21 protein-coding genes and 1 pseudogene are annotated in these 26,215 nt (G+C 64.8%); 6 read left to right on the top strand and 16 right to left on the bottom strand.

Going from position 1 to position 26,215, the window contains the following annotated elements; genetic code table 11:
* Positions 1-10 precede the first annotated feature (10 nt).
* Positions 11-256 (top strand): annotated as a pseudogene (locus AC1RDS_RS11500) (IS256 family transposase); the annotation flags it as partial.
* On the opposite strand, the gene AC1RDS_RS11495 reads toward AC1RDS_RS11500, so the two are convergent.
* Positions 141-872, bottom strand: coding sequence for a CDGSH iron-sulfur domain-containing protein (locus tag AC1RDS_RS11495; RefSeq protein ID WP_492227017.1), 732 nt, complete (start codon positions 870-872; stop codon positions 141-143). The pseudogene AC1RDS_RS11500 and the gene AC1RDS_RS11495 overlap by 116 nt on opposite strands.
* A gap of 135 nt (positions 873-1,007) precedes the next feature.
* Here AC1RDS_RS11495 and AC1RDS_RS11490 point away from each other — a divergent pair, with 135 nt between their 5' ends.
* Positions 1,008-1,871 (top strand): patatin-like phospholipase family protein, encoded by an 864-nt coding sequence (locus AC1RDS_RS11490; RefSeq protein ID WP_287879773.1) that lies wholly within the window; start codon positions 1,008-1,010, stop codon positions 1,869-1,871.
* A gap of 77 nt (positions 1,872-1,948) precedes the next feature.
* On the opposite strand, the gene AC1RDS_RS11485 is transcribed toward AC1RDS_RS11490, so the two are convergent.
* Together AC1RDS_RS11485 and AC1RDS_RS11480 are read right to left on the bottom strand one after the other, a co-directional pair.
* Positions 1,949-3,361 carry a phospholipase D-like domain-containing protein gene (locus AC1RDS_RS11485; protein WP_287879770.1) on the bottom strand — a complete coding sequence of 471 codons (1,413 nt, stop codon included), beginning with the start codon at positions 3,359-3,361 and terminating at the stop codon, positions 1,949-1,951.
* 162 nt (positions 3,362-3,523) lie between these two features.
* Positions 3,524-5,152: an ABC transporter permease gene (locus tag AC1RDS_RS11480; protein ID WP_092696910.1), complete on the bottom strand. Its 1,629-nt coding sequence runs from the start codon at positions 5,150-5,152 to the stop codon at positions 3,524-3,526.
* A 105-nt stretch (positions 5,153-5,257) separates the two neighbouring features.
* Here AC1RDS_RS11480 and AC1RDS_RS11475 point away from each other — a divergent pair, with 105 nt between their 5' ends.
* Positions 5,258-6,322 carry an ABC transporter ATP-binding protein gene (locus AC1RDS_RS11475; protein WP_492227016.1) on the top strand — a complete coding sequence of 355 codons (1,065 nt, stop codon included), beginning with the start codon at positions 5,258-5,260 and terminating at the stop codon, positions 6,320-6,322.
* A 115-nt stretch (positions 6,323-6,437) separates the two neighbouring features.
* Here the strand turns inward: AC1RDS_RS11475 and AC1RDS_RS11470 are convergent, their stop codons facing one another.
* The 6 genes from AC1RDS_RS11470 to AC1RDS_RS11445 form a co-directional block, all read right to left on the bottom strand.
* The gene (locus tag AC1RDS_RS11470) at positions 6,438-7,175 is read right to left on the bottom strand and encodes a lysophospholipid acyltransferase family protein (RefSeq protein ID WP_092696912.1); all 738 of its coding nucleotides are present in this window, start codon (positions 7,173-7,175) and stop codon (positions 6,438-6,440) included.
* A 6-nt stretch (positions 7,176-7,181) separates the two neighbouring features.
* Complete coding sequence (locus AC1RDS_RS11465; RefSeq protein WP_092696913.1) at positions 7,182-8,477, bottom strand: dihydroorotase; 1,296 nt, start codon at positions 8,475-8,477, stop codon at positions 7,182-7,184.
* A gap of 79 nt (positions 8,478-8,556) precedes the next feature.
* Complete coding sequence (locus AC1RDS_RS11460) at positions 8,557-9,519, bottom strand: aspartate carbamoyltransferase catalytic subunit (protein ID WP_026437869.1); 963 nt, start codon at positions 9,517-9,519, stop codon at positions 8,557-8,559.
* A gap of 2 nt (positions 9,520-9,521) precedes the next feature.
* Positions 9,522-10,043, bottom strand: a complete 522-nt coding sequence (gene pyrR, locus AC1RDS_RS11455) for a bifunctional pyr operon transcriptional regulator/uracil phosphoribosyltransferase PyrR (protein ID WP_092696914.1) — start codon at positions 10,041-10,043, stop codon at positions 9,522-9,524.
* On the bottom strand, positions 10,040-10,459 hold the full coding sequence (ruvX, locus tag AC1RDS_RS11450; protein WP_092696915.1) for a Holliday junction resolvase RuvX: 420 nt from the start codon (positions 10,457-10,459) through the stop codon (positions 10,040-10,042). The genes pyrR and ruvX overlap by 4 nt, the downstream gene beginning before the upstream one ends.
* Complete coding sequence (locus AC1RDS_RS11445; protein ID WP_092696916.1) at positions 10,456-11,055, bottom strand: YqgE/AlgH family protein; 600 nt, start codon at positions 11,053-11,055, stop codon at positions 10,456-10,458. Before AC1RDS_RS11445 ends, ruvX begins: the two co-directional genes overlap by 4 nt.
* A 21-nt stretch (positions 11,056-11,076) precedes the next feature.
* Here AC1RDS_RS11445 and AC1RDS_RS11440 point away from each other — a divergent pair, with 21 nt between their 5' ends.
* Positions 11,077-12,555 carry a cryptochrome/photolyase family protein gene (locus AC1RDS_RS11440; RefSeq protein ID WP_492227015.1) on the top strand — a complete coding sequence of 493 codons (1,479 nt, stop codon included), beginning with the start codon at positions 11,077-11,079 and terminating at the stop codon, positions 12,553-12,555.
* A gap of 33 nt (positions 12,556-12,588) precedes the next feature.
* On the opposite strand, the gene AC1RDS_RS11435 is transcribed toward AC1RDS_RS11440, so the two are convergent.
* The 7 genes from AC1RDS_RS11435 to AC1RDS_RS11405 form a co-directional block, all read right to left on the bottom strand.
* The gene (locus tag AC1RDS_RS11435; RefSeq protein ID WP_092696918.1) at positions 12,589-13,755 is read right to left on the bottom strand and encodes a PilT/PilU family type 4a pilus ATPase; all 1,167 of its coding nucleotides are present in this window, start codon (positions 13,753-13,755) and stop codon (positions 12,589-12,591) included.
* 87 nt (positions 13,756-13,842) lie between these two features.
* Positions 13,843-19,854: a hybrid sensor histidine kinase/response regulator gene (locus AC1RDS_RS11430; RefSeq protein ID WP_492227014.1), complete on the bottom strand. Its 6,012-nt coding sequence runs from the start codon at positions 19,852-19,854 to the stop codon at positions 13,843-13,845.
* 54 nt (positions 19,855-19,908) lie between these two features.
* On the bottom strand, positions 19,909-22,122 hold the full coding sequence (locus tag AC1RDS_RS11425; protein ID WP_492227039.1) for a methyl-accepting chemotaxis protein: 2,214 nt from the start codon (positions 22,120-22,122) through the stop codon (positions 19,909-19,911).
* A 96-nt stretch (positions 22,123-22,218) separates the two neighbouring features.
* A complete protein-coding gene (locus AC1RDS_RS11420) occupies positions 22,219-22,746 on the bottom strand; it encodes a chemotaxis protein CheW (RefSeq protein ID WP_492227013.1) in 528 nt (175 codons plus the stop codon).
* 14 nt (positions 22,747-22,760) lie between these two features.
* Positions 22,761-23,126 (bottom strand): response regulator, encoded by a 366-nt coding sequence (locus AC1RDS_RS11415; protein ID WP_492227012.1) that lies wholly within the window; start codon positions 23,124-23,126, stop codon positions 22,761-22,763.
* Entirely contained in the window at positions 23,126-23,524 is a 399-nt protein-coding gene (locus tag AC1RDS_RS11410; RefSeq protein WP_026437879.1) for a response regulator, read from the bottom strand. Before AC1RDS_RS11410 ends, AC1RDS_RS11415 begins: the two co-directional genes overlap by 1 nt.
* Positions 23,525-23,582: 58 nt before the next feature.
* The gene (locus AC1RDS_RS11405; protein ID WP_081679752.1) at positions 23,583-23,756 is read right to left on the bottom strand and encodes a rubredoxin; all 174 of its coding nucleotides are present in this window, start codon (positions 23,754-23,756) and stop codon (positions 23,583-23,585) included.
* A gap of 94 nt (positions 23,757-23,850) precedes the next feature.
* Between AC1RDS_RS11405 and thiD the strand changes: the two genes are divergently transcribed.
* Positions 23,851-24,798 carry a bifunctional hydroxymethylpyrimidine kinase/phosphomethylpyrimidine kinase gene (gene thiD / locus AC1RDS_RS11400; protein WP_492227011.1) on the top strand — a complete coding sequence of 316 codons (948 nt, stop codon included), beginning with the start codon at positions 23,851-23,853 and terminating at the stop codon, positions 24,796-24,798.
* Positions 24,782-26,092, top strand: coding sequence for a glutamate-1-semialdehyde 2,1-aminomutase (hemL, locus tag AC1RDS_RS11395; RefSeq protein WP_492227010.1), 1,311 nt, complete (start codon positions 24,782-24,784; stop codon positions 26,090-26,092). Before thiD ends, hemL begins: the two co-directional genes overlap by 17 nt.
* Positions 26,093-26,215 lie beyond the last annotated feature (123 nt).

Raw genomic sequence — 26,215 nt, 5'->3', positions numbered from 1 at the left:
AGGAGCATGAATGCCACGCAAGACGAAGACCACCGCATCAGCGGACAAGGCGGCGCAGCCGCAATTCTCAGCCGAGCTGCTTGAGCAACTCATTCCCGGGCCAGTCACGCCAGCCGAGCTTGAGGGCATCTTCCAGCAGTTCAAGAAGTCGGTGCTTGAGCGCGCGCTGGGCGCGGAGATGAGTCACCACCTGGGCTACGCCCCCGGCCAGGCCAAGCCCGAAGGGGCTGCGGCCAATCACCGCAACGGCAAAGCGCCATGCGGTTGCGCACCTCGTATGCAAAACCGTCTGCGCCGACCAGTTGCACGCCGCCACGCAGCCCTATGGGCCCCGAGCAGGCCATGGCCGGGTCTTCGATCAACACCACCGACGGCGCGTACTGCGGCTCCACCGGCTGGCCGGTGGCGTTGTCCCAGGCCACGAGCCGCCCCGAGGGGCAATCGCCGCACTGGCGCGCAAAATGCGCGCGCGCTGCCGGCGCCTGCGATTCGCGTACCAGCTGCCACACCTTGCCATGGGGATCGCAAAAGCGGGCCGATGCACACAGTGCCTCGACATCGGTCAGCGACATGGCCGGGCCTGGTATGCGCCGGGCCTGTTCCAGATAGGGGCGACGGCTGGCGGTTTCCGTGCCGTCGAAGCCCACCCTGGCATGGCTGCCGTCGCAAAACGGCTTGTTGCCGCTGTGCCCGCAGCGGCACAGCGCGTATTGCATCTGTTCGGGGTAGGCCACCGCCGCGACCCATTCGACCGACTCGCCTTCGGTATTAGTGCCTATGGTCTGCTTGCGCAACGGCAGCTTGCCCGCGACGAGATAGGGACCATTGCTGGTGATGCGCACCTGCGCGCCCGCGGGTTTTTCGGAATCCATCGGTGGCCTCCTTGTGGCATGTGCGTCCGGCAGAGGATGACGGATCGGCGCCGTGCTGCTACTGTAGCCATTCGCGGCGCCAGCACAAGTCGTGCCCCTGTTACGGGCCGGGCCGACGCCATCCTGGAGGTCGCCATGGCTGATTCATCCCCCCCCACGACTGCCTGGGTGCTTGCCGGCGGCGGCAGCTTCGGCGCGATCCAGGTCGGCATGCTGCACGCGCTCGTCGCGCATGGGCTGAGGCCCGATCTGGTGGTGGGCTCGTCGGTCGGCGCGATCAATGGCGCCTACTTTGCCGGAGCGCCCGATGCGGACGGCCTGCAGCGACTGGCCGCCATCTGGTGCGGGCTGCGCCGCAGCATGGTGTTTCCGATCGCGTGGCGCAATCTGCTGGCCCGCACCGGCAGCGGCGGGTTCGCGGTCGATCCGTCGGGGCTGAGCGGCCTGCTCGAACAATGCCTGCCTTTTCGGTTGCTGGAGCAGGCGCGCGTGCCGGTGCATGTGGTCGCCACCGACCAGCTAGGCGGTGGAACGGTGGCGCTTTCGCGCGGCCCGGCTGTCGCAGCCGTACTGGCCAGCAGTGCGATCCCCGCCGTATTCCCCGCGGTGCGCATCGAGGGGCAGTTTCTTATCGACGGCGCAATTGCCAGCAATACGCCGATCAGCGTGGCCGTCGGACTGGGCGCGCGGCGCGTGATCGTGCTGCCCACGGGCTTTGCCTGCGCGCTCCAGACGCCGCCGCGCAGCGCCATCGCCAATGCCTTGCATGCCGTCACCCTGGTCATTGCACACCAGCTGGCCGACGAATTCGAGCAGTACCACACGCAGGCAGAGATCATCGTCGTGCCACCGCTGTGCCCGTTGTCGGCCTCGCCCTACGATTTTTCCCAGGCCGCCACATTGATCGAACGCGCCACCGCGCAGACCCGGCGCTGGCTGGAAACCGGTGGGCTGCAACGTTCGCAGTTCGCGCCGGCATTGCTGGCGCACGGGCATTGAGTGAATGAAAGAAATTTGGGGTATTTCGGCTCAAACTGCCCGCCCATAAAGCACTGGCAGCTCTTGTTTCAGGAGTACTACAGCTGAAAACCCACCGCCCGCACCACGCCTTCGGCGATGTCGCGCAGCCACGATGGCTGGCGCGCCGGGTGTCGGCGGGCACCCGCGATCTGGCGGGCGCACCAGTCGGACAGCCATTGCACCTGTGCACGCTCGTAAAAGGCCGTCATGCTTTCGTAGTTGAGGAACAGGCTGCGCGCATCCAGATTCAGCGAACCGGTGAGCGCCATGCTGTCGTCGATGAGCACCGCCTTGGCATGCACCATGCCGGGGGCCAGCCACACCTGCGCGCCCGCGGCGGCCAGCTGGCGCAGGGCGCGTTCGCGGGCCCAGTCGGCAAGGCGGTGGTTGGAGCGGGCGGGCACGATCAGGTGCACCTGCACCCCGCGCCGGCAGGCAATGCACCAGGCGTCGAGCAAGGCCTCGTCGGGCACGAAATACGGGGTGATCGCCACGATGCGCCGCTGCGCGTGGTAGGCCGCCGTGAGCAGCAGGGCATAGGCGGTGTCATCGGGCTGGTCGGGGCCGCTGGGCACCCACTGGGCCAGCGCACCGCCGGGCGGGCCGACCAGCGCATGGCGCGGAGGCGGCAGGTGGCGGGTAAAGCGCACGCGGCCCGTGGCCGCGCGCCAGTCGGCCCGGAACTGCGCCTGGGCCAGCGCGGCCAGCGGGCCTTCGACATCGAAGCTCAGGTCCAGCCAGGCGGGCCTGTCCGGGCGGTCCACAAAGTATTCGCTGGCCAGGTTGCGTCCACCGCTCCACAGGCGTGCCCCGTCGGCCACGGCCATCTTGCGGTGGTTGCGCAAGTTGGTGCGCCCGCGCATGGGGTTGTGCAGCATGGGCATGAAGCGGCGCACCTGCACGCCCTGGCGGCTGAGCTGGCGCAGCATGGCGGCTGGGGTGCGCCAGCTGCCCACGGCATCCAGCAGCAGCCGCGTGGCCACGCCGCGCTGGGCGCACCGCGTCAGGGCCTGGGCCACGCGCGCGCCCACCGCATCGTGGCCGAAGACAAAGGTGCACACATCCAGGCTGTGCTGGGCGGAATCGATGAGCGCCAGCAGGGCTTGCAGCGCCTCGGGGCCGTCTTCGTGGAAGTGGACACGGGCATTGCGCACGGCGGGCGCCAGGTCCATGCCCGCCAGCAGGCGCGTGGCCCAGGCCGGGCCCTCACCCGTCGCCGCAGGGCCGGCCACCGCCCCATCGCCAGGCCGATGGGGCAGGCGCAAGGGCCGCGCAAACTTGCGCGAACCCACCAGCAGGAACAGGGGCAGCGCCACATAGGGAAAAGCCACGATGCCCACCACCCACGCCAGCGCCGCCGAAGGATGGCGCCGCTGGTGGTCGATGCGGGTCAGCATCACATACACCAGCAGGCCCGCAGCCACCACGATGGCGTGCCCCAGACCCGACAGCAGCACCAGGCCGGTCATGCAACACCCAGGAGCCCGCGGGCCCATGTGGCAACGCAGGCGAAACGCAGCCAGTGGCCCCTTGCGACGCTGCGCGAAAAATCATCGGATGCAAGCAATCCCATGGCACCCGAGCATAGTGGGCGCGCAGGGCGGGCGCCATGCCCCGGCTCCCGGCGTGCTTCAGGTGCGGGCGCGCAGCGTGCGGCTGAGCAGAATCACCGGCACCAGCCCCACGGCCACCAGCGCCAGCGAAGGCAGGGCCGCCTCGCCCAGGCGTTCATCGCGCGCCAGCTGGTAAGCCACCACGGCCAGGGTGTCGCTGTTGAAGGGGCGCAGCACCATGGTGGCGGGCAGCTCTTTCATCACGTCCACGAACACCAGCAGCGCCGCAGCGGCGGTGGAGCGCCGCAGCAGCGGCCAGTGCACGCGGGCCATCAGGCGGGCGCTGCCCGCGCCCAGCATGCGCGCAGAGTCGTCCAGGCTGGGGGGAATGCGCGCATAGCCGCTTTGCACCGACTGCAGCGCCACCGCGCAAAAGCGCACCAGATACGCCCACACAATGCCCACCGCCGTGGTGGTGACCAGCGCGCCCACGCCCCACTGCGGCACGCGCGCCTGCAGCCAGCCCACCGGCAGCAGCAGGCCCACCACGATGACCGCGCCCGGCACGGCGTAGCCCACGCTGGCCAGCCGCACCACGCCGCGTGTCAGCAGATCGGGCTTGCGGCGCACGGCAAAGGCCAGCGCCAGGGCCACGGCCACGGCCAGACCGGCGGTGATGCCCCCCAGCCACACGCTGTTCCAGGCCCATTCGAGAAAGCGGTCCCAGGGCAGCACCGACCAGTCGGACGCCAGCGGCCGCAGCATGAAGGCCACCGGTGCCACAAAGCCCATGAACACGGGCAGCGTGCACACGCCCCAGGCCAGGCCGCGCGCCAGGCCGCGCAGTGGCACGGGCTGGGCCTCGGTGGCGCCCGCGTGGCCGGTGCCCTTGGCGGTGAAGCGCATGCGCCGCTCGGCGCGGTGCTCCAGCCACAGCAGCAGCAGCACCAGGGCCAGCAGCATGGTGGACAGCTGGGCAGCGGCAATGCGGTTGTCCATGGACAGCCAGGCCTTGATGATGCCGGTGGTGAAGGTCTGGATGCCGAAGTAGCTGGTCACGCCAAAATCGGCCAGGGTTTCCATCAGCGCCAGTGCCACGCCAGCCGCCACGGCCGGGCGGGCCAGCGGCAGCGCAATGGTGGCGATGCGCCGGGACAGCGGCGCGCCCAGCAGGCGTGCCGCCTCCATCAGGTGCGCCGCGCGCTCGCCCAGCGCCGTGCGCGCCAGCAGATAGACATAGGGATAGAGCGAGAAGGTGAAGACCCAGATGGCGCCCCACAGGCTGCGCACCTCTGGCAGCAGGCGCCCCTCCAGCCCGAAGGTCTCGCGCAGCGCCACCTGCAACGGCCCGCTGAACTGCAGAAAGTCGGTGTAGGCATAGGCCGTGACATAGGCCGGCATGGCCAGCGGCAGCAGCAGCAGCCACTCGAACGTGCGCCGGCCCGGAAAATCAAACAGCGTGACCGCCGCCGCCGCCGCGGTGCCCACCACGGCCGCGCCCACCCCCACCCACAGGCCCAGCCACAGCGTGGTCCACAGGTAGCGGGGCAGCACGGTGCTGGCCATCTCGCGCAGGATGGCGCCGGTATCGGCCTGCACCCCGCCCCAGGGCAGCCACGATGCCAGCAGCGCCAAGACGGGCAAGGCCAGCAGGCCCACCAGCAGGATCAGCGGCAGGGTCGATAAAGAAAAGCGGGTGCGGGGCAAGGCAGGGGCTCGGCAGATGAAGGAATGGCACTACCGACCCACAGGGGCGTCCAGGAATGCAAATGCGAATTTTAAGCATTCGCCCCGCCCCACTAGAATCAAGCCATGTTTCTTGAGGTTTCCCAACTGGAAGTGCGTTACGCAGGCCGTTCCCAGGCGGCTGTCCAGGGCGTCACGCTGGGGCTGCATGCGGGCGATATCGGCGTGCTGATCGGCCCCTCGGGCTGCGGCAAGACCACGCTGCTGCGCGCCGTGGCGGGGCTGGAGCCGGTATCGGCCGGCGAGATCCGCCTGAAGCAACAGCTGGTGGGCAGCGCGCACCTGAACGTGCCGCCCGAATCGCGGCGCATCGGCATGGTGTTCCAGGACTACGCCCTGTTTCCGCACCTGAGCGTGGAGCGCAACGTGGCCTTCGGCATCCACCAGCTGCCCCGGGCCGAGCAGGCCGCCCGCGTGGCCGAGGCCCTGCAACTGGTGGGGCTGGAAGGCAGCGGCGCGCGCTTTCCGCACGAGCTTTCGGGCGGACAGCAGCAGCGCGTGGCGCTGGCGCGGGCCCTGGCCCCGCGCCCGCAGCTCATGCTGCTGGACGAGCCGTTTTCCAACCTCGATGTCGATCTGCGCGAGCGCCTGGCGCACGAGGTGCGCGACATCCTCAAGGCCGCCGGGGCCACGGCGCTGTTCGTCACGCACGACCAGTTCGAGGCCTTTGCGATCGGCGATGTGATTGGCGTGATGCACGAAGGCCATCTGCACCAATGGGACGATGCCTACACCCTCTACCACCGGCCGGCCACGCGCTTTGTGGCCGACTTCATCGGCCACGGCGTCTTCACCCCCGCCACGCTGGTGCAGCGCGGCAACAACGTGGTGGCGCAGACCCCGCTGGGCGATCTGACCGATCTGGCCGAATGCCCTCTGCCCGCCAGCTACCCCGGCGGCGAATGCGATGTGCTGCTGCGGGCGGATGACGTGGTGCACGACGACCATGCGCCCGTGCAGGCGCAGATCCTGCGCAAGTCGTTTCGCGGCTCGGAGTTTCTGTACACGCTGCGCCTGGCCAGCGGCCAGACCCTGATGGCCCATGTGCCCAGCCACCACAACCACGCCGTGGGCGAGTGGATTGGCATCCGGGCGCAGGTCGATCACGTGGTCACGTTTGCGCGCGACTGATGAGCTTTTGGATCAAATAGGCAGATAGCGCCTATCTGGAAAGCGCCAGCAGCTATCAAAATAGCAGCGAATTACACCGCGACAACACGGCGAGCGTGAGAATGGTGAATCCGCCTCAAGCCTGGCGCAGGCGGTCCACGGTGTCGTGCAGGTGCTGCGTCCACTCGCGCCGGTCCCGGCCGCCGGCCTGCTCGGGCACGCCGTAGTGCACCACCGCCTCGATGGCGGGCGCACGCAGGGTGCGCCAGATGGAACCCACCAGGGTTTCATCGCCGATGTAGCTGGGCGCGAAACTGGTCGCACCCCGCACCTTGTCGACAAAGCGCAGGCCCACCGGCTGCACGAAGGCGTTGGCCGTCACCGCCGCCTGCAGCAGATTGGCATGGAACGGCAGCATGGCCCGCCCGTCGCCCGTGGTGCCTTCCGGAAACACCGCCAGCACCTCCCCGCGCCCCAGCGCCTCGTGCATGGAGCGCACCATGCGCAGCGCATCGCGGCGCGAGTTGCGTTCGATGTACAGGGTGCCCGCGGCGGTGGCCAGCGTGCCGACCAGCGGCCAGGCCTGCACATCCGATTTGGAGACAAAACGGCAATGCCGCGCCGCGTGCATGACCGGGATGTCGAGCCATGAGAGGTGATTGGCCACCAGCATCACCGGCCCGCCCACGGGCGGTGTGCCCAGAATGCGCAGCGACACGCCCGCACGGGCCAGCAACTGCATGGACCAGGCCTGCACCCGGGCATGCTGCTGGTCGGGCGACAGCGCCGGAAAGCGCACCGCCACGATCACCAGGCCCTTGAGAATGTGGCCCAGCACACGCAGCAGGCGCCAGCAGGCGCGCAGATCCCTCATGTCACCTCAGCTCCGTTCAAATGCGACTTGCCCGCCCACCAGCGTGGCGCGCACCTGGCCCGGCAGCTCGTAGCCGGAGAACGGCGTGTGCTTGCCCTGGCTGCGCAGCGCGTCGTCCTGCACCGTCCACGCGGCCTGGGGATCGAAGATGCACAGGTCACCCACGCCACCTTCGACGATCTGGCCCACGCTGGCCTGCAAGGTGCCTAAAGCGCTGCCCAGCACCCGCGCCGGCTCGGAGGTGACCGTGGCCAGGGCGCGCACGAACGGCACGCCGCTGTCCTGCGACCACTTGAGCGCCAGGCTCAGCAGCAGCTCCAGTCCGGTGGCGCCGGGCTCCGCCTCGGCAAACGGCAGGGTCTTGGCGTCTTCATCGACGGGCGTGTGGTCGGACACCAGCGCATCGATGGTGCCGTCGGCCAGCGCCGCGTTGAGCGCATCGCGGTCGCGCTGCTGGCGCAGCGGGGGCGACAGGCGGGCGCGGCTGTCGAAGAAGCCGATATCCACATCCGTGAGGTGCAGCGAGTTGATGCTCACGTCGGCCGTGACCTTGAGGCCCTCGGCCTTGGCGCGGCGCAGCAGTTCCACGCCGGCGGCGCTGCTGATGCGGCACAGGTGCACGCGGGCGCCGGTGGTCTTGAGCAGCTCGAAGATGGTGTGCAGCGCAATGGTCTCGGCCGCCACGGGCACACCCGACAGGCCCAGGCGCGTGGCCAGTGGGCCGCTGGCGGCCACGCCCTTGCCCAGGTGCATCTCTTGCGGGCGCAGCCACACGGTGTAGCCAAAGGTGGCGGCGTATTGCAGCGCGCGCTGCAGCACCTGCGTGCTGGCCAGCGGCACCTCGGCCTGGCCAAAGCCCACGCAGCCCGATTCGGTGAGCTCGGCCATCTCGGTCAGCACCTCGCCCGCCAGGCCGCGCGTGAGCGCGCCCAGCGGGAACAGGCGCGACTGGTGCAGCTTCTCGGCGCGGAACTTGAGCATTTCCACCAGGCCGGGCTCGTCGAGCACGGGGTCGGTGTCGGGCGGGCAGACCAGGCTGGTCACGCCACCGGCCACGGCCGCCGCCATTTCGGATTCGAGCATGCCTTCGTGCTCGTGGCCGGGCTCGCGCAGGCGCGCGGCCAAGTCCACCAGGCCGGGCAAGACGATGCAGCCTGCGGCATGGATGGTGCGGTTGGGCGCAAAGTCGGGTGGCACGCGGTTCACCCCGACGATGCGGCCCGCTGCCAGCGCGATGTCGCAGGTCTGGTCGAAGCCCGAGGCGGGGTCGATCACCCGGCCGTTCTGGATCAGGATTTTCATGATTTCAAGCCAAATTGGCTGCTAATTCTCAGAGGGCAAGCGCTAGCAGCTATGAAAACAGGAGTATTCATTCCACGCGTCACGCTTCGTTCCCCGCGACGATGGACATGACCGCCATGCGCACCGCAATGCCGAAGGTGACCTGCGGCAGGATCACGCTCTGCTTGCCATCGACCACGGCGGAGTCGATCTCGACGCCCCGGTTGATGGGGCCGGGGTGCATCACGATGGCATCGGGCTTGGCCAGTTGCAGCTTTTCGGGCGTGAGGCCGAAGCTCTTGAAATACTCCTGGCTGGAGGGCAGCATCGCGCCGCTCATGCGCTCGTTCTGCAGGCGCAGCATGATGACCACGTCGGCGTCCTTGATGCCTTCTTCGAGCGTGTGGCATACGCGCACGCCCATCTGCGCCATGTCGGACGGCACCAGCGTGCGCGGGCCCACCACGCGCACCTCGGGGCAGCCCAGCGTGGTCAGGCCATGGATGTCCGAGCGCGCCACGCGCGAGTGCAGCACATCGCCAACAATGGCCACGGTGAGGTTGCTGAAATCCTTTTTGTAGTGGCGGATGGTGTACATGTCCAGCAGCCCCTGCGTGGGGTGGGCATGCCGGCCATCGCCCGCATTGATCACATGCACATGGGGCGCCACATGCTGGGCAATGAGGTAGGGCGCGCCCGATTCGCTGTGCCGCACCACAAACAGGTCGGCCGCCATGGCCGAGAGGTTGGCGATGGTGTCGAGCAGCGACTCGCCCTTGGCTGCCGAGCTGCGCGCGATGTCGAGGTTGAGCACGTCGGCCGACAGGCGCTTGGCCGCGATCTCGAAGGTGGTGCGCGTGCGCGTGCTGTTCTCGAAGAACAGGTTGAACACGCTCTTGCCGCGCAATAGCGGCACCTTCTTGACCTCGCGGTCGTTCACGCTGACGAAGTTGGCGGCCGTATCGAGGATGTGCGTGACGATGTCGCGCGGCAGGCCTTCGATGGACAGCAGGTGGATGAGTTCGCCGTTGTCGTTGAGTTGGGGGTTGCGCTTGTGCAGCACGGTCAGGCCTCTTTGACTTGGAATTGGAAGGTGCCGCTGTCGTCGCGCGCCAGGGCCAGCGACTGGGCTGCGGGCAGGGCCACGCGCGCGGCAGCAAAGTCGGCCTGCACGGGCAGCTCGCGTCCGCCCCGGTCCACCAGCACGGCCAGGCGCACGCTGGCAGGGCGGCCGTAGTCGAACAGCTCGTTGAGGACAGCGCGGATGGTGCGGCCGGTGTAGAGCACGTCGTCGAGCACCAGCACATCAGAGCCGTTCACGTCGAAGGGCAGCGCGGTCTGCGCACTGGCCGACAGGCCGCGCTGGGCAAAGTCGTCGCGGTGCATGACCGAGGACAGCACGCCGTGCGGGCCTTCCAGGCCCAGGTCTTTCTGCAGACGCTCGGCCAGCCAGGCACCGCCCGATGCGATGCCTGCCAGGCGCGTGGTGGGAGTGAGCATGCTGCGCACGCCGCGCAGCAGCTCGCGGTACAGCGCCTCGGCGTCGAGCACGAGGCTGCCCCCGCTGGCTTGGGAGGGAGTGGTCATGGAAGATTCCTCAAAAACTGTTCCAGGATGATGCAGGCCGAAGCAGCGTCGGCGTCCTTGGCACCGCCCGCGATGGCCTCGGTGGTGCTGTAGCGCTCGTCCACCTCGAACACCTGCAAACCGAATCGCCCGCGCAGCTGGCGGCCGAACTTGAGCGCGCGCTCGGTGTTTTCGTGGCTCGCGCCATCAGGGTGGTACGGCACGCCGATCACCAGGGCGTCGGGTTGCCATTCCTTGATGCGCTGCGCCACCTGCACAAAGCGGGCATCGCCCTCGGCCTTGATGGTGGCCTGCGGCGTGGCGCTCTTGAGCATCCGGTTGCCCGTGGCCACGCCCGTGCGCTTGAGGCCGAAATCGAAAGCAAGAAAGGTCTGAAAATGCGCAGGAACAGCGGGCTGAACGGGCAAGCCGGTCATGCGTGCCCCGCCTCGGGCGACAGCATCCAGGCCTGCAGGCCCAGCAGCGACAGGGCCCGGTCGTAGCGCTCGGGCACGGGGGTGTCGAAGATCACCGACAGATCGGCCGCCACGGTGAGCCAGGCGTTTTCGGCCAACTCCGACTCGAGCTGGCCCTCACCCCACGACGAATAGCCGAGCGTGATGAGCACGCGGCGGGGGCCTGCGCCGGTGGACAGGGCTTCGAGCACATCCTTGGAAGTGGTCATCTCCAGGCCGCCAGGAATGGTCATGGTGGAGGCATAGGCCGACTCGTCGGTTTCGGCCTTGTCCATGAGCATGGGCTCATGCAGCACAAAGCCGCGCTCGGTCTGCACCGGCCCGCCCTGGAACACCGGTTCCCGGGTGAGATCTTCGCGCCGCAGCGACAGATCCACCTTGTCAAAAAGGCTCTTGAGCGTGATGTCCGAGGGCTTGTTGATGATGAGGCCCAGCGCACCGCGTGCGCTGTGCTCGCACAGGTAAATGACGCTGCGCGAGAAAGACTCATCCTCCAGACCGGGCATCGCGATCAGGAAGTGATGCGTCAGGTTGATGGGCGCAGAATCGAAAGACATATTCCAATTTTAACGGCGAACATGGCGCCCTCCTCCGAGCCTTCTTACCCCAGCGGTCTTGTCTGGTTCCGGCGCGACCTGCGCGCGCACGACCAGGCGGCACTGTACCGCGCTCTCACGCAGTGCCAGCAGGTGTATTGCACCTTTGTTTTTGACCCCGAGATCCTGGATACCCTCCCGCGGGCGGACCGGCGGGTCGAGTTCATCCGCGCGTCACTGGTCGAACTCGATGCATCACTGCGCGCGCTCTCTGGCCACACGCAGGGGGGCCTGATCGTGCTGCACGCAGTGGCCAGTGACGCCATTCCGGCCTTGGCCGAAAGCCTGGGCGTGCAGGCCGTGTTTGCGAACCACGATGACGAGCCCCAGGCCCTGGAACGCGACAGCCTCGTACGCACGCGGCTGGCCGCTGCCGGACGGGCTTTCCACACCTTCAAGGACCACACCCTGCTGGAGCGCAGCGAGGTGCTGACACAGACCGGCAAGCCGTACAGCGTGTTCACGCCCTACAAAAATGCCTGGCTCAAGAAAATCGACGCTTTCCAGCTGAAAAGCTACCCTGTGGAGCGCCATGCGCACCGCCTAGCAGCTCGCCCGCTGGAACACGGCCAACCTGTCCCCACGCTGGCGTCACTGGGGTTCGAGACCACCGCCTTGTCACAGCGCCAACTGCCCCCGGGTGCCAGCGGCGCGCAGCAGTTGTTCGACGACTTTCTGGAGCGCATGGAGCGGTACGACGACACGCGCAACTTCCCGGCCATCAAGGGCCCCAGCTATCTCAGCGTGCACCTGCGTTTTGGCACCATCTCGCCCCGGCTGCTGGCGCGCACCGCGCACCGCTTGATGCAGGAAGGCAACCCGGGCGCCACCACCTGGCTGAGTGAGCTGATCTGGCGCGACTTCTACTTTCAGATCCTGCACCACCATCCCCATGTGGCGGGCCACAGCTTCAAGCCGGCCTACGACGCCATCCAGTGGGAATCAGGCCCCGAGGCAGACACCCTGTTTGCCGCCTGGTGCGAGGGCCGCACCGGCTACCCGCTGGTGGATGCGGCCATGGCCCAGCTCAACCAGACGGGCTACATGCACAACCGACTGCGCATGGTGGTGGCGAGTTTTCTGGTCAAGGACTTGGGGCTGGACTGGCGCCGGGGTGAGGCCTACTTTGCCGCGCGACTCAATGACTTTGACCTGGCCGCCAACAACGGTGGCTGGCAATGGGCCAGTTCCAGCGGCTGCGATGCGCAGCCCTACTTTCGCATCTTCAACCCGGTCAGCCAGAGCGAGAAGTTCGACCCGGAGGGCAAGTTCATCCGCCGCTACCTGCCGCAGCTGGCACGGCTGCCGAACGCGGCCTTGCATGCCCCCTGGCTGGCCCGCCCGCTGGAACTGGCGGAGGCCGGCGTGGTGCTGGGCCAGACCTACCCGCAACCGGTGATCGACCATGACACGGCCAGACTGCGCACGCTGCAGCGCTATGCAGTCGTCAAGACGGGATGATTGCCCATCGTGGGCCCACCGTGGCCGGGGCCATCACAATGGGCCTCGGGTGCGTTGGGGCGCATCCTCGATCTTCTGCTCGCTCATGCGCATCCCGTCCATCTCCAGGGGCGTGCCCGAGGCCAGGCGCAGGCGCAGCGTGACATCGGTACGGTTGTCGGCATGGGCCACGGCTTCGTCCGGCGAAATGATGCCGCGTTCATACAGCTCGAACAGCGACTGGTCAAAGGTGCACATGCCCTGCTCACCACTGCGCACAATGGCAGTTTTGAGCTCGTCCACCTGGCCTTTCTGGATCAGCTCCGACACATAGGGGGTGAGCAGCATCACCTCCATGGCAGGCACCACCGAGCCCTGCACGCTCTTGACCAGCCGCTGTGCCGCCACCGCCTGCAGGTTCAAGGACAAATCCATCAGCAATTGGCGGTGGGCTGGCTCGGGAAAGAAATTGAGGATGCGCTGCACCGCCTGGTTGGCGTTGCTGGCATGCAGGGTGGACACGCACAGATGCCCCGACTCGGCGTAGTGCAGGGCATGCTGCATGGTGGCCCGGTCGCGGATCTCGCCGATCATGATCACGTTCGGCGCCTCCCGCATGGCGCGCCGCAAGGCCTCGTCGTAAGACGCGGTATCCAGCCCCACCTCGCGCTGCGTCACCAGCGATTTCTTGTGCGTGTGCAGGTATTCGATGGGGTCTTCCACCGTGAGGATATGGCCCGCAGTGTGCTCATTGCGGTAGTCGAGCATGGCGGCCAGCGTGGTGGTCTTGCCCGAGCCTGCCGCCCCCACGGCAAGCACCAGCCCGCTTTTCAGAAACGCCAGCTGTTTGAGCACGGGGGGCAGCCCCAACTCGTCAAGGCTGGGAATCCTGGCCGTGACATGGCGCACGACCACGCCCACATTGCCGCGCTGTAGATGCACATTCACCCGAAAGCGGGCCTGGTCCTGCGTCTGGAACGAGAAATCACACTCCTTCGACGCTTCAAATTCTTCGATCTGCGCCTTGCCCATGATCGAATAGACCATCGCCCGGACATCCTCTGCCGTCACCGAACCCTTGGTGATGGGCAGGAATGTCCCCTGCCGCTTGAGTGTGGGCGGCGCACCTGCCAGGAGAAACAGGTCCGAAGCGCTTTCGCGCACCATCAGTGCAAGGCAGGACAACAGACGGCTGTCCGCCTCAGGTGTTACCGAATCCATGGGGTCTCCTGATCATGCTGGCATCTTATCGGCGCTGCCAGCAAGGCTGCACCGATTGACCGGCCCCTGCGGGCCAGTCAACCCAGATCATGCCTCTGCAGTCGCCTCCAGCCGAGCGTAGTGCTGGATGAGGCTGAGCAGCTCTTCATCCGAGTACGGCTTGCCCAGATAGTGGTTGACTCCCAGTTCCATCGCATGCTCGCGGTGCTTTTCTGCGATGCGGGATGTGATCATGATGATCGGCAACCCCTTCAATGCACTGTCTGCCCGGATGTTGCGTGCCAGGTCAAATCCGTCCATGCGCGGCATTTCAATGTCGGACAACACCACCGTCGGACGCTCTTCCTGCAAGCGCTCCAGGGCCTGCAGGCCATCGGCAGCGAGCGCCACCCGATAGCCCTCACGTTGCAGCAATCGCTGCGTGACACGGCGAACGGTGATGGAATCATCCACCACCAGCACCAAAGGCACCTGGGTGGGGCCTGCGAGCATCGAAGCGGGCGGTTTGCCGGCGTCAGGACTTTCGGCTTCCAGTATGGCGGGCAGGCCGGCACTGGCTGCACGAACCTGGTCGCCATACACCGTGGACAGCGCCACCGGGTTGTAGATCAGCACCACGGCACCAGAAACCAGCACCGACATGCCGGCCAGGCCTGGCAGGCGCGACAGTTGGGCGCCCAGGTTCTTCACCACGACTTCCTGGTTGCCCAGCACTTCATCCACATGCATGGCGATGCGCTGCGACGCACTGCGGAAAATCACCACAGGCCGCGTCTTGCCGGCGGCTTCACTGCTGCGCGCTGAAGCCTGAAGCAAGGCACCGACCCAGAAAAATGGCAATGGTTCGAAACCATCGTCAAAGTAACCTGTGCGATACGCTTCCTCAAGATCTGCAGCAGTAGTACGCCGCACGATTTCAACCACGTTGGCCGGCACGCCGATGACCAGATCTCCCGCACGCAACATCACCACCTGCGTCACTGCAGTGGTCAAAGGCAGCACCATGCGGAAGGCGGCACCCTTGCCCGATTCGGTCGAGGTTTCAATCCGGCCACCCAGGGCATTGATTTCCGAACGCACGACGTCCATCCCGATGCCGCGTCCCGCCAGGCCTGTCACCTCGGATGCAGTGGAAAAGCCTGGCATGAAGATCAGGTTGGCCGCTTCGGCATCACTGATGTCCGCGTCGACCGGCACGAGCCCTTGGGCCATGGCCTTTGCTCGGATGCGCTGCAGATCCAGACCGGCGCCATCGTCCCGGAACTCAACCGATACGTCATTGCCTTCATGGCGCAAATCCACGGTGATAGTGCCCGATGCAGGCTTGCCCGCAGCCACACGGACCTCGGATGCTTCAATGCCATGCACCACGCAATTGCGCAGCAAATGCTCGAAGGCGGGCGTCATGCGATCGAGCACGCCACGGTCCATTTCGATGGAACCACCCGTGATGTCGAGTTTGATCTGCTTGCCGGTTTCCTTGGATGCCTGGCGCACCACTGCATACAGACGCTCGGCGATGCCCTCGAACTCCACCATGCGTGTGCGCAAGAGATCGCGTTGCAACTCACGCGCCTGGCGGCCCTGAGCGATCAGGTCGTCCTCGGCGCCTTCCATGGCACGCTGCAGGTTGCGTTGCACGGTGGCAACGTCGTTCACCGACTCGGCCATCATGCGCGTGAGTTCCTGTACCCGCGTAAAACGGTCGAACTCCAGCGGGTCAAATCCGGCGGCGGAATCCTTCGAGAGTGCCAGTCGCGACTGCATCTGCGACTCGGACTGCACCTCGATGTCACGCAGCTGCTGACGCAGGCGGTCCAGGTTGCCCGAAAGATCCGCCAGTGAACTGCGGAACTGACCCAGACGCGCGTCCAGACGCGAGCGGCTGATCATGACCTCGCCCGCCTGATTCACCAGGCGGTCCAGCAATTGCGCACGCACACGCACCGACTGGTTGGCCGCCACGCGCACAGGGGCCAGCTGCGAGGGCCCTGGAAGCCTTACCGAGGGCTTTGGAGGCGACACAGCTGCCAAGATGGCACCTGAACCATTCGCAGCGGTACCCAGATCGCTCGGAACCGCAGGGGAAGAGCCGTCAGCGCCAGCTGCCCCGTGCGCACCGACGGCGCGCAGGAACTCGAGGTTCGCCTGCAATCCATCAAAACTCGCAAGCAACGGTTCAATCTGGTCCGTCGTGACAGACTCCATGTCCAGCTGTTCGATGGCCGATTCGAGTCGGTGGGACATCTCTCCCAGGCGCATGGCACCGGCAAGGCGGGAACTGCCCTTGAGGGTGTGCAAGGCCCGCAGTACCTCGTTGCGCGCACCGAGATTGTCCGGACGGGATGCCCACTGTCGCAATGCGCCACCCAGTTGGGGCAGCAGTTCCGCGGCTTCTTCTTCAAAGATGGGGAACAGATCGGGATCAATGACGTCAATGGCGTCAATGTCATCATCCACATCCGACCGCTCGGAGACGCCATGGGCCATGGCATCGTCGATGGGCTGGTCATGGTCACTTCCCACCACGGAGAGCGCCGGGGCCACATATCCAGCAGCGGCCACTTCCGCCGCCTTCGCAATCGGCAGCTCCGGTACAACGAAGTCAGGACCGACGCTGGCAGCCGGTACGCCATCCTTCGGAAGAGCGATGTCATCGAACTCATCTTCCGGAGGTGGCAGGGTATTGGCCACCTCGGTTTCGAGTATCTGGCGCAGCTGCTGCAATACTGCTTCGTTCGGCTCTTTGAGGAACCCTGCCGCAAACTGGTGCAGAAGACGGCGAATATCGTCCGCGGCGGCCATGAACGCTTCGGCCTGTTCGACGGTACCACCAGACTGCAGTTGGACATGCTGCATCGCGTGCTCGACCACCCTGGCCAGGTCGGACAGTGCCGAGAACCCCACGGTAGACGAACTGCCAGCGAGCGAATGGGCCAGAGCCACTGCCATGTCCGGCAAAGGCTCATGCAACTCGAGCGCCCACTCTTGCATACAGGTAACCAGTCGCCGCGACCACTCGTCAGCCTCATTGAGGTACACGTTGTACAGGGGGATACCGATTCGCAAGGTCTCGATCACCTTGACCGCCTCATCCGTCGGCGTTTCTTCCTCGGGCTCCGAGGCTGGCACGACGCAAGGCTCAAGCCCAGCCTCTGGCAAGCTCACATCCACACCCGTGCCAGCGAGGCTGGCATCCTGTGCAGCGTCCGCCAGGAACTCCGGCACATCGCCGGACAACAACGAAGATGCGCCCCCATCGTCCGGGCCTGCAACCGTGGCAGGCAGATCGCCGGAGGCGGCATCCATGGCCACATCAGGCGCTGGCACCCAATCGGGCAACTCCAGGTCCAGAGGGATGGACTCACTCACCACCTCCGCCGTGGCCCCAGTTTCGTTCAGGGCCTCGGAGAACACGGAGAAATCGATGTCTTCCGTCACGGTCGCCGCAGAAGCATCCAACGCCAGACTTTCTGCAGCCGATTCCGCTTCCGTCTCCGCTTCGGCGCCATCCGCCAGCAATGGCTCAGGCACGGCGGCGACGGCAAGCGCTGCGTCCACCGCGTCCACGCCAGCCTGCGGTTCGGGCAGGACGGCTGTCGCGACAGCGTCTGTTTCGACTGGCGCCACGGCCGCCCCCCGCGCCATGAGCGGCAGCAAAGTGCCGTCAAGGCGCATGGCATCGGCGGAACGGCGGAATGCTTCAGCCCCCCAGACCAACGCAGATCCTGCAGAGATATCATCGGCCCAGCGGCCAAACGCCTGCAAGCCATCCGACGACAACTGCAGCAAATTGGGCTGCATGGGCTTTTGCTCGGCCAGCCAGGCGTTCAGCAATTGCTCCATGGACCAGGCCGCCTCGCCGAAATCATGGAGCCCCACCATGCGCGAGCTGCCCTTGAGGGTATGAAACGCACGACGCAAGGTGGTTTGCTCGCTCAGATTGGCTGGCTCTTCGGACAGCACTTCAATGGCTGCCAGACCTGTAGCCACCACCTCACGGGCCTCCTCCAGGAAAACGCCCAGCAACTCATCGTCCAATCCAGGCTCTGACGCGGTCGCTGATGCAGGGGTTGCGACGGAGGGAGGGACGGATGCAGCAGAAGGAAGATCCTCCGGCAACGGGAGATCAAAGAAAATATCCGCTGACAGCACTTCCGTTGCCGCCTCTGGCTGGGGACCGGCATCAGGTATCTGGGCCAACGCCGCTGCCACCGCAGCCTGCTCCTGCGCAGGAAAACGTGGTACCACATCCGGCAGAGACGGAGCCGCACGCTCCTCCATCTTGGCCGGTGCTTCTGCCACATCATCGGTGGCACGGGCGCGGGTTTTGCCCACCAGGATACGCAACTCCCCGAGCTCTTCATCGTAAACAAAGAGCTTGCGCGCCATCGTGCGCTGGTAGCTCAGCATGTCAATCAGAAATCCGAGCGCTCCCAGGCTGTTGCCCAGCTTTTCAAACGCTGGCTGTCGATCTTCTTCAGGAATGTCATTGATGAGCAAGTGCTCCACGGTGTCACGCATGCGCACCACCGCCAGCGATGCCTGCTCCAGTCCCAGAACGGACAAGACGCCACGCATCTGCGCCAGGTGGCCCGGCACTGCCGCCAACACCTCCGTATCCTGGGAATTCCGGAAAAACTGGTCCAGCGCTTTCTCGGCTTCACCCAGTGTGGAACGCAATTCATCCACCACACTGCCCATTGTCTGGTTGTCGCTGACCCGGCGGTACAGCTCTTCCATCCAGAGTTCAAGCGGCTCTGGCTCCGCGCCCGCGACCACAGCGTCCAGCCGCTGCGCCAGGCGCTCTGCACGCGACTCCATCAGTCCGTCATCCGCATCCAGCTCCTCAAACGCGGCCTGCAGGTAAAGCACTGAAGTTGCCACCTCCATTGCCAGCGCTGGTGACGGCGGTTCCCCCGAGCGGGTTGTGGACTCAAGGGCCCGCGTCAGGCCTGCGGCGAGACTTTCGCTTCCCGGATGCAGCTTGCGCAGCGAGTCGCAAACCAGACTGAACTGATCCGCTGCCGGCTTGAGCTTGTTGCGGTCTCCACCTGCCAGCGCGGACCAGGTTTCGGTGGCAGATGCGATGCGCTTGCGCGCCTGCGCCAGCAAGGCCGGGTCAAACCGGCCAAAACGCGCGATTTCATAATCCACCGGCTTGAATCGCTCCAGACCAAAGGATTTTCTGACGGCTTCGAGAGCCGGCGCCTTATCCGCCTCACCGCCCGCGAGATTCGCCTGTGAACAGAAGAAAAGCAGATCCTGGACCAAGCGATCAGCAATGGCATCGTCGCCCTTGGCCAAGGTGGCGTACTGCATCAGCACGCGCGACGCCACCCGCTTCACGTAGACGTCGGGCGCCAGCAGCCCTGCGCCAAGTGCTTCGAAGAAACCGGCACAGATCTTCCAGAAAGCCCGCGACTGGCGGTCGGACTGGGCCGCAGCAAAACCCAGGCAGATTTCGCGCATGCTTGTCGCGGCCGACTGATCGCCCGATTTGACGATTTTCAATACTGCAGAATCTAGGCGCGCCCGTGCCTCGGGGCCGTATGGCAACGGCGTGGCTGCCACGGAATCTTCCGGCTCACGGAAACGACGCTCCGCCGGCCACAGATCTGCGGGGTGCGCACGCTCGGCCCCTGCCAGCGCCTGGGCGTCTCGGTACTGAGGAAAAAGGGCGACCGCAGAAACAGCCTTGCCTCCCAGCACGTTTTCGAGATATTCGATGAGGGCGAAGCTGGCACGCTCGATCACCGCAGCAGCATCGTCTGTGCATTGCTCAGGGCGTTGCACAAACTTTTGTACGGCCGACTCCATGGCTCGCAAGACCAGGGCCGGCGAACCCATGCCCACCATTTCAAGCGCTCCGCTGGCCTGATGGAGCTGCTGGCGCGCAATACGCAAGGCTCCGGCATCCAACGAGGCCAGATCGGACTCTCGCGCCAGCTCTGCGTCCCGCACAAAACGGCGCATTGCCTTGACAGCTCCATCCAGTGATTTGCGCAGTTCGTCAAGCACCCATGCCAGAGGCCCCAGATCCTGAACGCCCTGGATTTCATCCGCGGCCGGTGCATTGTTGACATCAATAGATGGCATGAATTCGTCCCCGGCTGCAGTGAGCCGCTGGTTGATGACTGCTGGATGGTTGCGTCAGGCGATCTTGAAACGTGCCACCGACTGGCGCAGTTCTTCAGCCATGTGCGAGAGCTCGCGCACCTGTTGTGCCGTGGTACGTGTGCCCTCACCCGTCTGCTCGGTCACCGCAAAAATGTGCTGGATGTTGTCTGCCACTTCATTGGCCAGAACAGCTTCCCGGGACGTGGACGACGAAATTTGCTCGATCAGCTCCGCCAGGCGGCGCGACACACGGTCAATTTCAGTCAGTGCGGTACCTGCACTGTCAGACAGGCGAGCCCCTTCCACCACACCTTGCGTGGAACGCTCCATGGCGGCCACCGCATCCTGGGTATCGGTCTGAATGGCTTTCACCAGGGCCGAAATCTGCCGGGTTGCATCGGCGGACCGCTCAGCCAGTCGTTGCACTTCTTCGGCAACCACCGAGAAGCCGCGACCGGCATCACCCGCAGATGCGGCCTGAATGGCAGCGTTCAGGGCCAGCACGTTCGTCTGCTCCGTAATGTCCGAGATCAGCTCGGTGATTTCACCGATTTCCTGCGACGACTCACCAAGACGCTTGATCCGCTTGGACGTATCCTGGATCTGGTCACGAATCGAGTTCATACCACCGATGGCGTTCTGCACAGCCTGCAAGCCCGAGTCGGCCGCCTGCAGCGACTGACGCGCCACCGTAGCGGACTCTTGCGCCTGGGTGGACACTTCGTTGATTCGGGTTGCCATATCCAGAACGGACCGGCCGGTTTCACGAATTTCGCGCAGCTGCTCGTTGGAAGCAGCCAGCAGCTCAGTGGAGGTGCTGTCCACCTGGGCCGTCGTCTGCGCCACACGGGTGGCGGTGTTCTGCACGCTGCCCACCAGCTGGCGCAACTCTTCCACCGTGTAGTTCACAGAGTCAGCGATAGCACCGGTGATGTCTTCCGTCACCGTGGCTTCCTGCGTCAGATCACCTTCAGCAACGGATTGCAGTTCGTTCATCAAACGCAAAATGGCGGCCTGGTTGGCGTCGTTGACGCGCTTGGCCTCCTGCTCCTGGCGTTTTGCATCCTTTTGCTGTACTTCAGCGGCCACCTGGCGACCCCGGCTGTCCAGCAGCTGAACGCGGGAAATTCCGATACCGCAAAGCAGCACGAACAAACCCGCCAACGCCAGGGCAGCAAACTGCCCGGCCCCCAGGCCCGTCTGCGAAGAAAGCTTGTCCTGCAAGCCTTCCAACTGGCGACGCAGCGGCTCGCTATCGGCAATGATCGACGACTGGGCCTCCCGGGCAGAAACCAGACCTTGCAGGTTGCCCAGAATGGCACTGGCTTGCGTACGGGTCTCTTCGTAGAGTTTGATCAGGGCTTCGAGCTGTTCGCGTGTCTGCGCATCCTTGGTTGCAGCCAGCCGCAACTCCGGACTTCCATTGAGCAGGCCTTGGGCAATTTCCTTGAAGGAATTCAAGTCCTTGCCCAGCAGGAACACGGCTTCGGGGCTTACGCCTTCCATGGTCTGGAATTCATTGGCCGACTTGCCAATACGCTGGGTCAGCATCACCAATTGACCGGCGGCGGAAATCTCGGCCGCCGGAGCGTTTTGCTGCAGCTTGAGAGACGACACGGTTTCTGCGATTTCCAGCAGATCCGACGACTGGCGATTGATGGTGCGCAGTGCGTCGCCCACCTGCATAAGGATTTTCTGCTGCCCCATCACCACGCTGGCGTTGCGTTCCGCGCGCTCCATGAGCGGGTTCACGGCCTCCAGATCCGGCCGGAGCTGTTCGCCCAGGGACTGCACGCCCAGCTCACTGTCGCCAGTGCCCAGTGCGCGCACGTTGCGGGCCAGAACACCAGAGCTTTCCACCACGTCCGGGAAGGCCTGCGGACTCCCCACCAGCGCCTGCGAAACAGATTTGGCAAGCCGCTGGGACTGCATCAGCGACTGACCGGTAGCAGCCAACTGCTGGGCAGAGCGATCTGCCTGCCGCAGCACCCAACCCGCAATCAGTGCCAGCGCCACAACGCCAATGGCCAACAACGCCAGCAAGCGCCGCTGGTGGCCAGCCGCCGTGGAACGGCCCAGCAGCGGCAAGGAAATGAAGTCTTCGTCCGTTTCGTTCGCCGATGATTCCAGCGACTCGCCACCTGGATCACCTTGCACACTGTTCATGGCATCGGTCTGGTAAGACTCCCGCACCACGCTGGCCTCGACAGTTCCCGCTTCCAAAGCATTGTGCCGGCCATCCACCATGCCGGCACCCAGCACCTTGTCCGACTCCTCGGGCTTGCGATTGAACAGTTTTCCAAATTGATTCACGACGGACATGGTGCAGCCTTACAGAAAAACTCAAGCACTGATACTCAGGAAAGCAGGATTTTGGGACAGCATCTGAAGATTGATCTCCTGCCAGCGGGTCCCATTCGAATCCACATAGATGGTGCCAAAAAAGGCGGGGGCGTCCGGGGCCGGTGGCTCCGACGAGACAAAGGCATCCGTGCCCCGCAGCCCGGCAAGCCGATCCACCAAGAGGGCCGCGTTGACTTCCAGTGCAGCATTGAAAGCAAGCAGACTGGCCTCCGACAGGGCCTGCTCATTGCGCGCGATGGTCGATCCCAGCAGCCCCGCCAGATCCACCACCCCCACAAGACCACCCCGCAGATTGGCCACACCCAGAAACCATTTCTGGGTGTAAGGGACACGCTGAACCGCGATCCAGGGAAAAATTTCACCCGATTGACCCAGCGGCAACAGATAAGCCTGCCCGGCAGCCTCGACCGCCAGCCAGGAGGAAACAGATACTCCCTCACCCCTTGCCGCCTGAAGACGGCTGGCGAGACGGGTCTGGAGTTCTCGCAGTGCTTCGCGATTGGCCATGAACGCGAACCGCCTCAGTTCAGCGCATCGATCTTGGCCTGCAGCTCGGCTGAATCTACCGGTTTCGTGATGTAGCCACGTGCGCCTTGGCGCATTCCCCAGACACGATCTGTTTCCTGGTTTTTGCTGGTGCACATGATGATGGGCACATCCGCATAGAGGGGATCACGCGTAATGGAACGGGTCAGCTGGAAACCATTTTGCCCCGGCATCACCACGTCCATCAAAATCAAATCGGGCTTTTCTTCCGCCAATCGGCGAAACGCCTCTTCGGCATTTTCAGCGGTACGCACTTGCATGCCTTTTTTCTGCAGCAAGTCGGTCAGAAACATTAACTCGGTCTTCGAGTCGTCAACGACCAGCACTTTCTGAATAGGCATTACATGGCTCCTTGTTGGGAATTACCGAATTGCTGCACCGCCTGCAACAACTGGTCTTTGGTAAAGGGTTTGGTGAGATATTCCTGGCAACCGACCATGCGGCCACGCGCTTTGTCAAACACGCCATCCTTGGAGGACAGCATGACCACAGGAGTATCTGCAAAACGCGCATTGCGCTTGATGATGGCGCATGTCTGATATCCATCAAGCTTGGGCATCAGAATGTCGCAGAAAATGAGCTGCGGTTGGTAGTCATTCACCTTGGCCAAGGCATCGAACCCATCGTCTGCCAGCAAGACCTCGTGCCCTCCCTGCTTGAGAAAAATCTCGGCGCTTCGGCGAATGGTATTGCTGTCATCCACCACGAGCACTTTGAAAGTTGCGCCTGCTGTAGTCAATTGTCACTGCTCCCGATGGAGAAAAAAACAACGCCGCAGCAGATGGTGCTGAAGCGTCTCAAATCTGAACCAACTCGAAATCTTCTTTGCGGGCACCACACTCGGGACAGGTCCAATTCATGGGGACCTGGTCCCACGGCGTGTTGGGCGCAATGCCGTGCTCGGGTGAACCTTGCGCCTCGTCATATATCCATCCACAGATCAGACACATCCAAGTTTTAAAGTCAGTCACAGCTTACTGGGCCTTCACATAGAATGCAACGATTGTATCTAGTCATCACACCGGGTTGCTGCTTCTGTGCCACCCTCACTGCCGAATCCGGCCCATGACAACAAATACCCCCCCTTCTTCTGATATAGCGGACATTTCCGACCAGGCAGCGGACGATGCCAGCCCTGCCTGCGTCCTGGTGTTCAATGCCAGCGATCCCAGCGGTGCGGGTGGTCTTACCGCCGATATCAGCACCATTGCTTCGGTGGGAGGACACCCCATTGCCGTCGTTACAGGCGCTTACGTTCGCGACACCGCCGAGATCTTCGACCACTTCAGTTTTGACGACGAGGCCGTGTCCGAGCAAGCGCGCACCGTGCTGGAAGACTTGCCGGTGCAGGCCATCAAGATCGGTTTTGTGGGCAGCCCCGAGAACATCAGCGCCATTACCGAGATCACCACGGACTATGACGAGGTCCCCGTCATCGCCTACATGCCCAACCTGTCGTGGTGGCAGGACGACCTGATCGACCAGTACCTGGATGCTTTTCGCGAACTGCTGCTGCCACAGACATCCGTATTGGTCGGAAACCACAGCACGCTGTGGCGCTGGCTGCTACCCGAGTGGCGAAGCGACCGCAGCCCCACCGCCCGCGACATCGCCCGGGCCGCCGCCGAAATGGGCGTGCCTTACACCCTGGTCACGGGCATACCGCTGCCCGAGCAGTTCGTCGAGAACGTGCTGGCCTCGCCCCAGACCGTGCTGGGCAGCGGCAAGTTCGAGCTGTTCGACGCCACCTTTGCCGGTGCAGGCGACACCCTTTCGGCCGCCCTCACAGCGCTGGTAGCCAGTGGCAACGATCTGGGCGAAGCCACCAGCGAAGCACTGAGCTACCTTGACCGCTGCCTGGACGCCGGATTTCGCCCCGGAATGGGGCACATCATTCCCGATCGCATGTTCTGGGCCCAGCCCGATGAGGACGATGGCGATGAAGAAGAACCCATTGACGAAACACAGGCCCTCGAAGGCTTTGTGATGCCACCCCATGACACCAAGCACTGACCTCAACATCCCCCTGTTCGAACGCGCCAAGGCGCTCATCCCCGGTGGCGTGAACTCGCCCGTGCGGGCCTTCAAGGCCGTGGGCGGAACGCCCCGCTTTGTCAAGCGCGCGCAGGGCGCCTACTTCTGGGACGCCAATGACCAGCGCTTCATCGACTACATCGGCTCCTGGGGTCCGATGATCCTGGGCCATGGCCACCCGGCCGTGCTCGAAGCCGTGCAGAAAGCCGCGCTGGAAGGCTTCAGCTTTGGTGCCCCGACCGAGCGCGAGATCGAGCTGGCCGAAGAAATCCTGGGCCTGGTGCCCTCCATGGAGATGATCCGCCTGGTCAGCTCGGGCACCGAAGCCGGCATGAGCGCCATCCGCCTGGCACGCGGCGCCACGGGGCGCAGCAAGCTCATCAAGTTCGAGGGCTGCTACCACGGCCATGCCGATGCACTGCTGGTCAAGGCCGGCTCGGGTCTGGCGACCTTTGGCAACGCCACCAGCGCCGGCGTGCCGCCCGAAGTGGTGCAGCACACGCTGGTGCTCGAATACAACAACGTGGCCCGGCTCGAAGAGGCCTTCGCCCTGCACGGCAAGGACCTGGCCTGTCTGATGATCGAGCCCATTGCCGGCAACATGAACTTCGTGCGCGCCAGCGTGCCCTTCATGCGCCGCTGCCGCGAGCTGTGCACCGAATATGGCGCATTGCTGGTGCTGGACGAAGTGATGACCGGCTTTCGCGTGGCCCTGGGCAGCGCGCAAAGCGTGTACGCCAAAAGCATCCCGGGCTTCCGGCCCGACATCACGGTGCTGGGCAAGGTGATCGGTGGGGGCATGCCGCTGGCGGCCTTTGGCGCCTCGCGCGCCATCATGGAGCACCTGGCACCCCTGGGCGCGGTGTACCAGGCCGGCACCCTGTCGGGCAACCCCGTGGCCACGGCCTGCGGCCTGGCCACGCTGCGCGAGATCAGGAAGCCCGGCTTCTTTGACACCCTGGGCGCCAGTACCCGCTCGCTGGTCGATGGGCTGGCCGCAGCGGCGGCGGCCGAAGGCGTGCCTTTCAGCGCCGACTGCGAGGGCGGCATGTTCGGCTTCTTCCTGCTGCCCGAGTTGCCGCAGAACTACGCGCAAGTGCTGAAGACCGACGGCGCGCGCTTCAACCAGCTGTTCCATGGCCTGCTCGGCCGCGGCGTGTACATCGCGCCCGCGCTCTACGAAGCCGGCTTTGTGAGCGCCGCCCATACGGCGCAGGACATTGCCGACACCGTGTCCATTGCGCGCGACGTCTTCAGAACGCTCACAAAATAAGGGCGCATAGCGCTTCCCAGATAAGCGCCACAAGTCAAAAACGCTCATTGGCTTTCTCCCACCAACCCCGTGGCAACGCACCCCGTTGCCACGGGGTTTTTGCATGGTGCAGGCGTTCACAGC

Source organism: Acidovorax sp. GW823-FHT02H02 (genome assembly GCF_058797075.1).
This window is presented reverse-complemented; position numbering and strand designations above follow the sequence as displayed.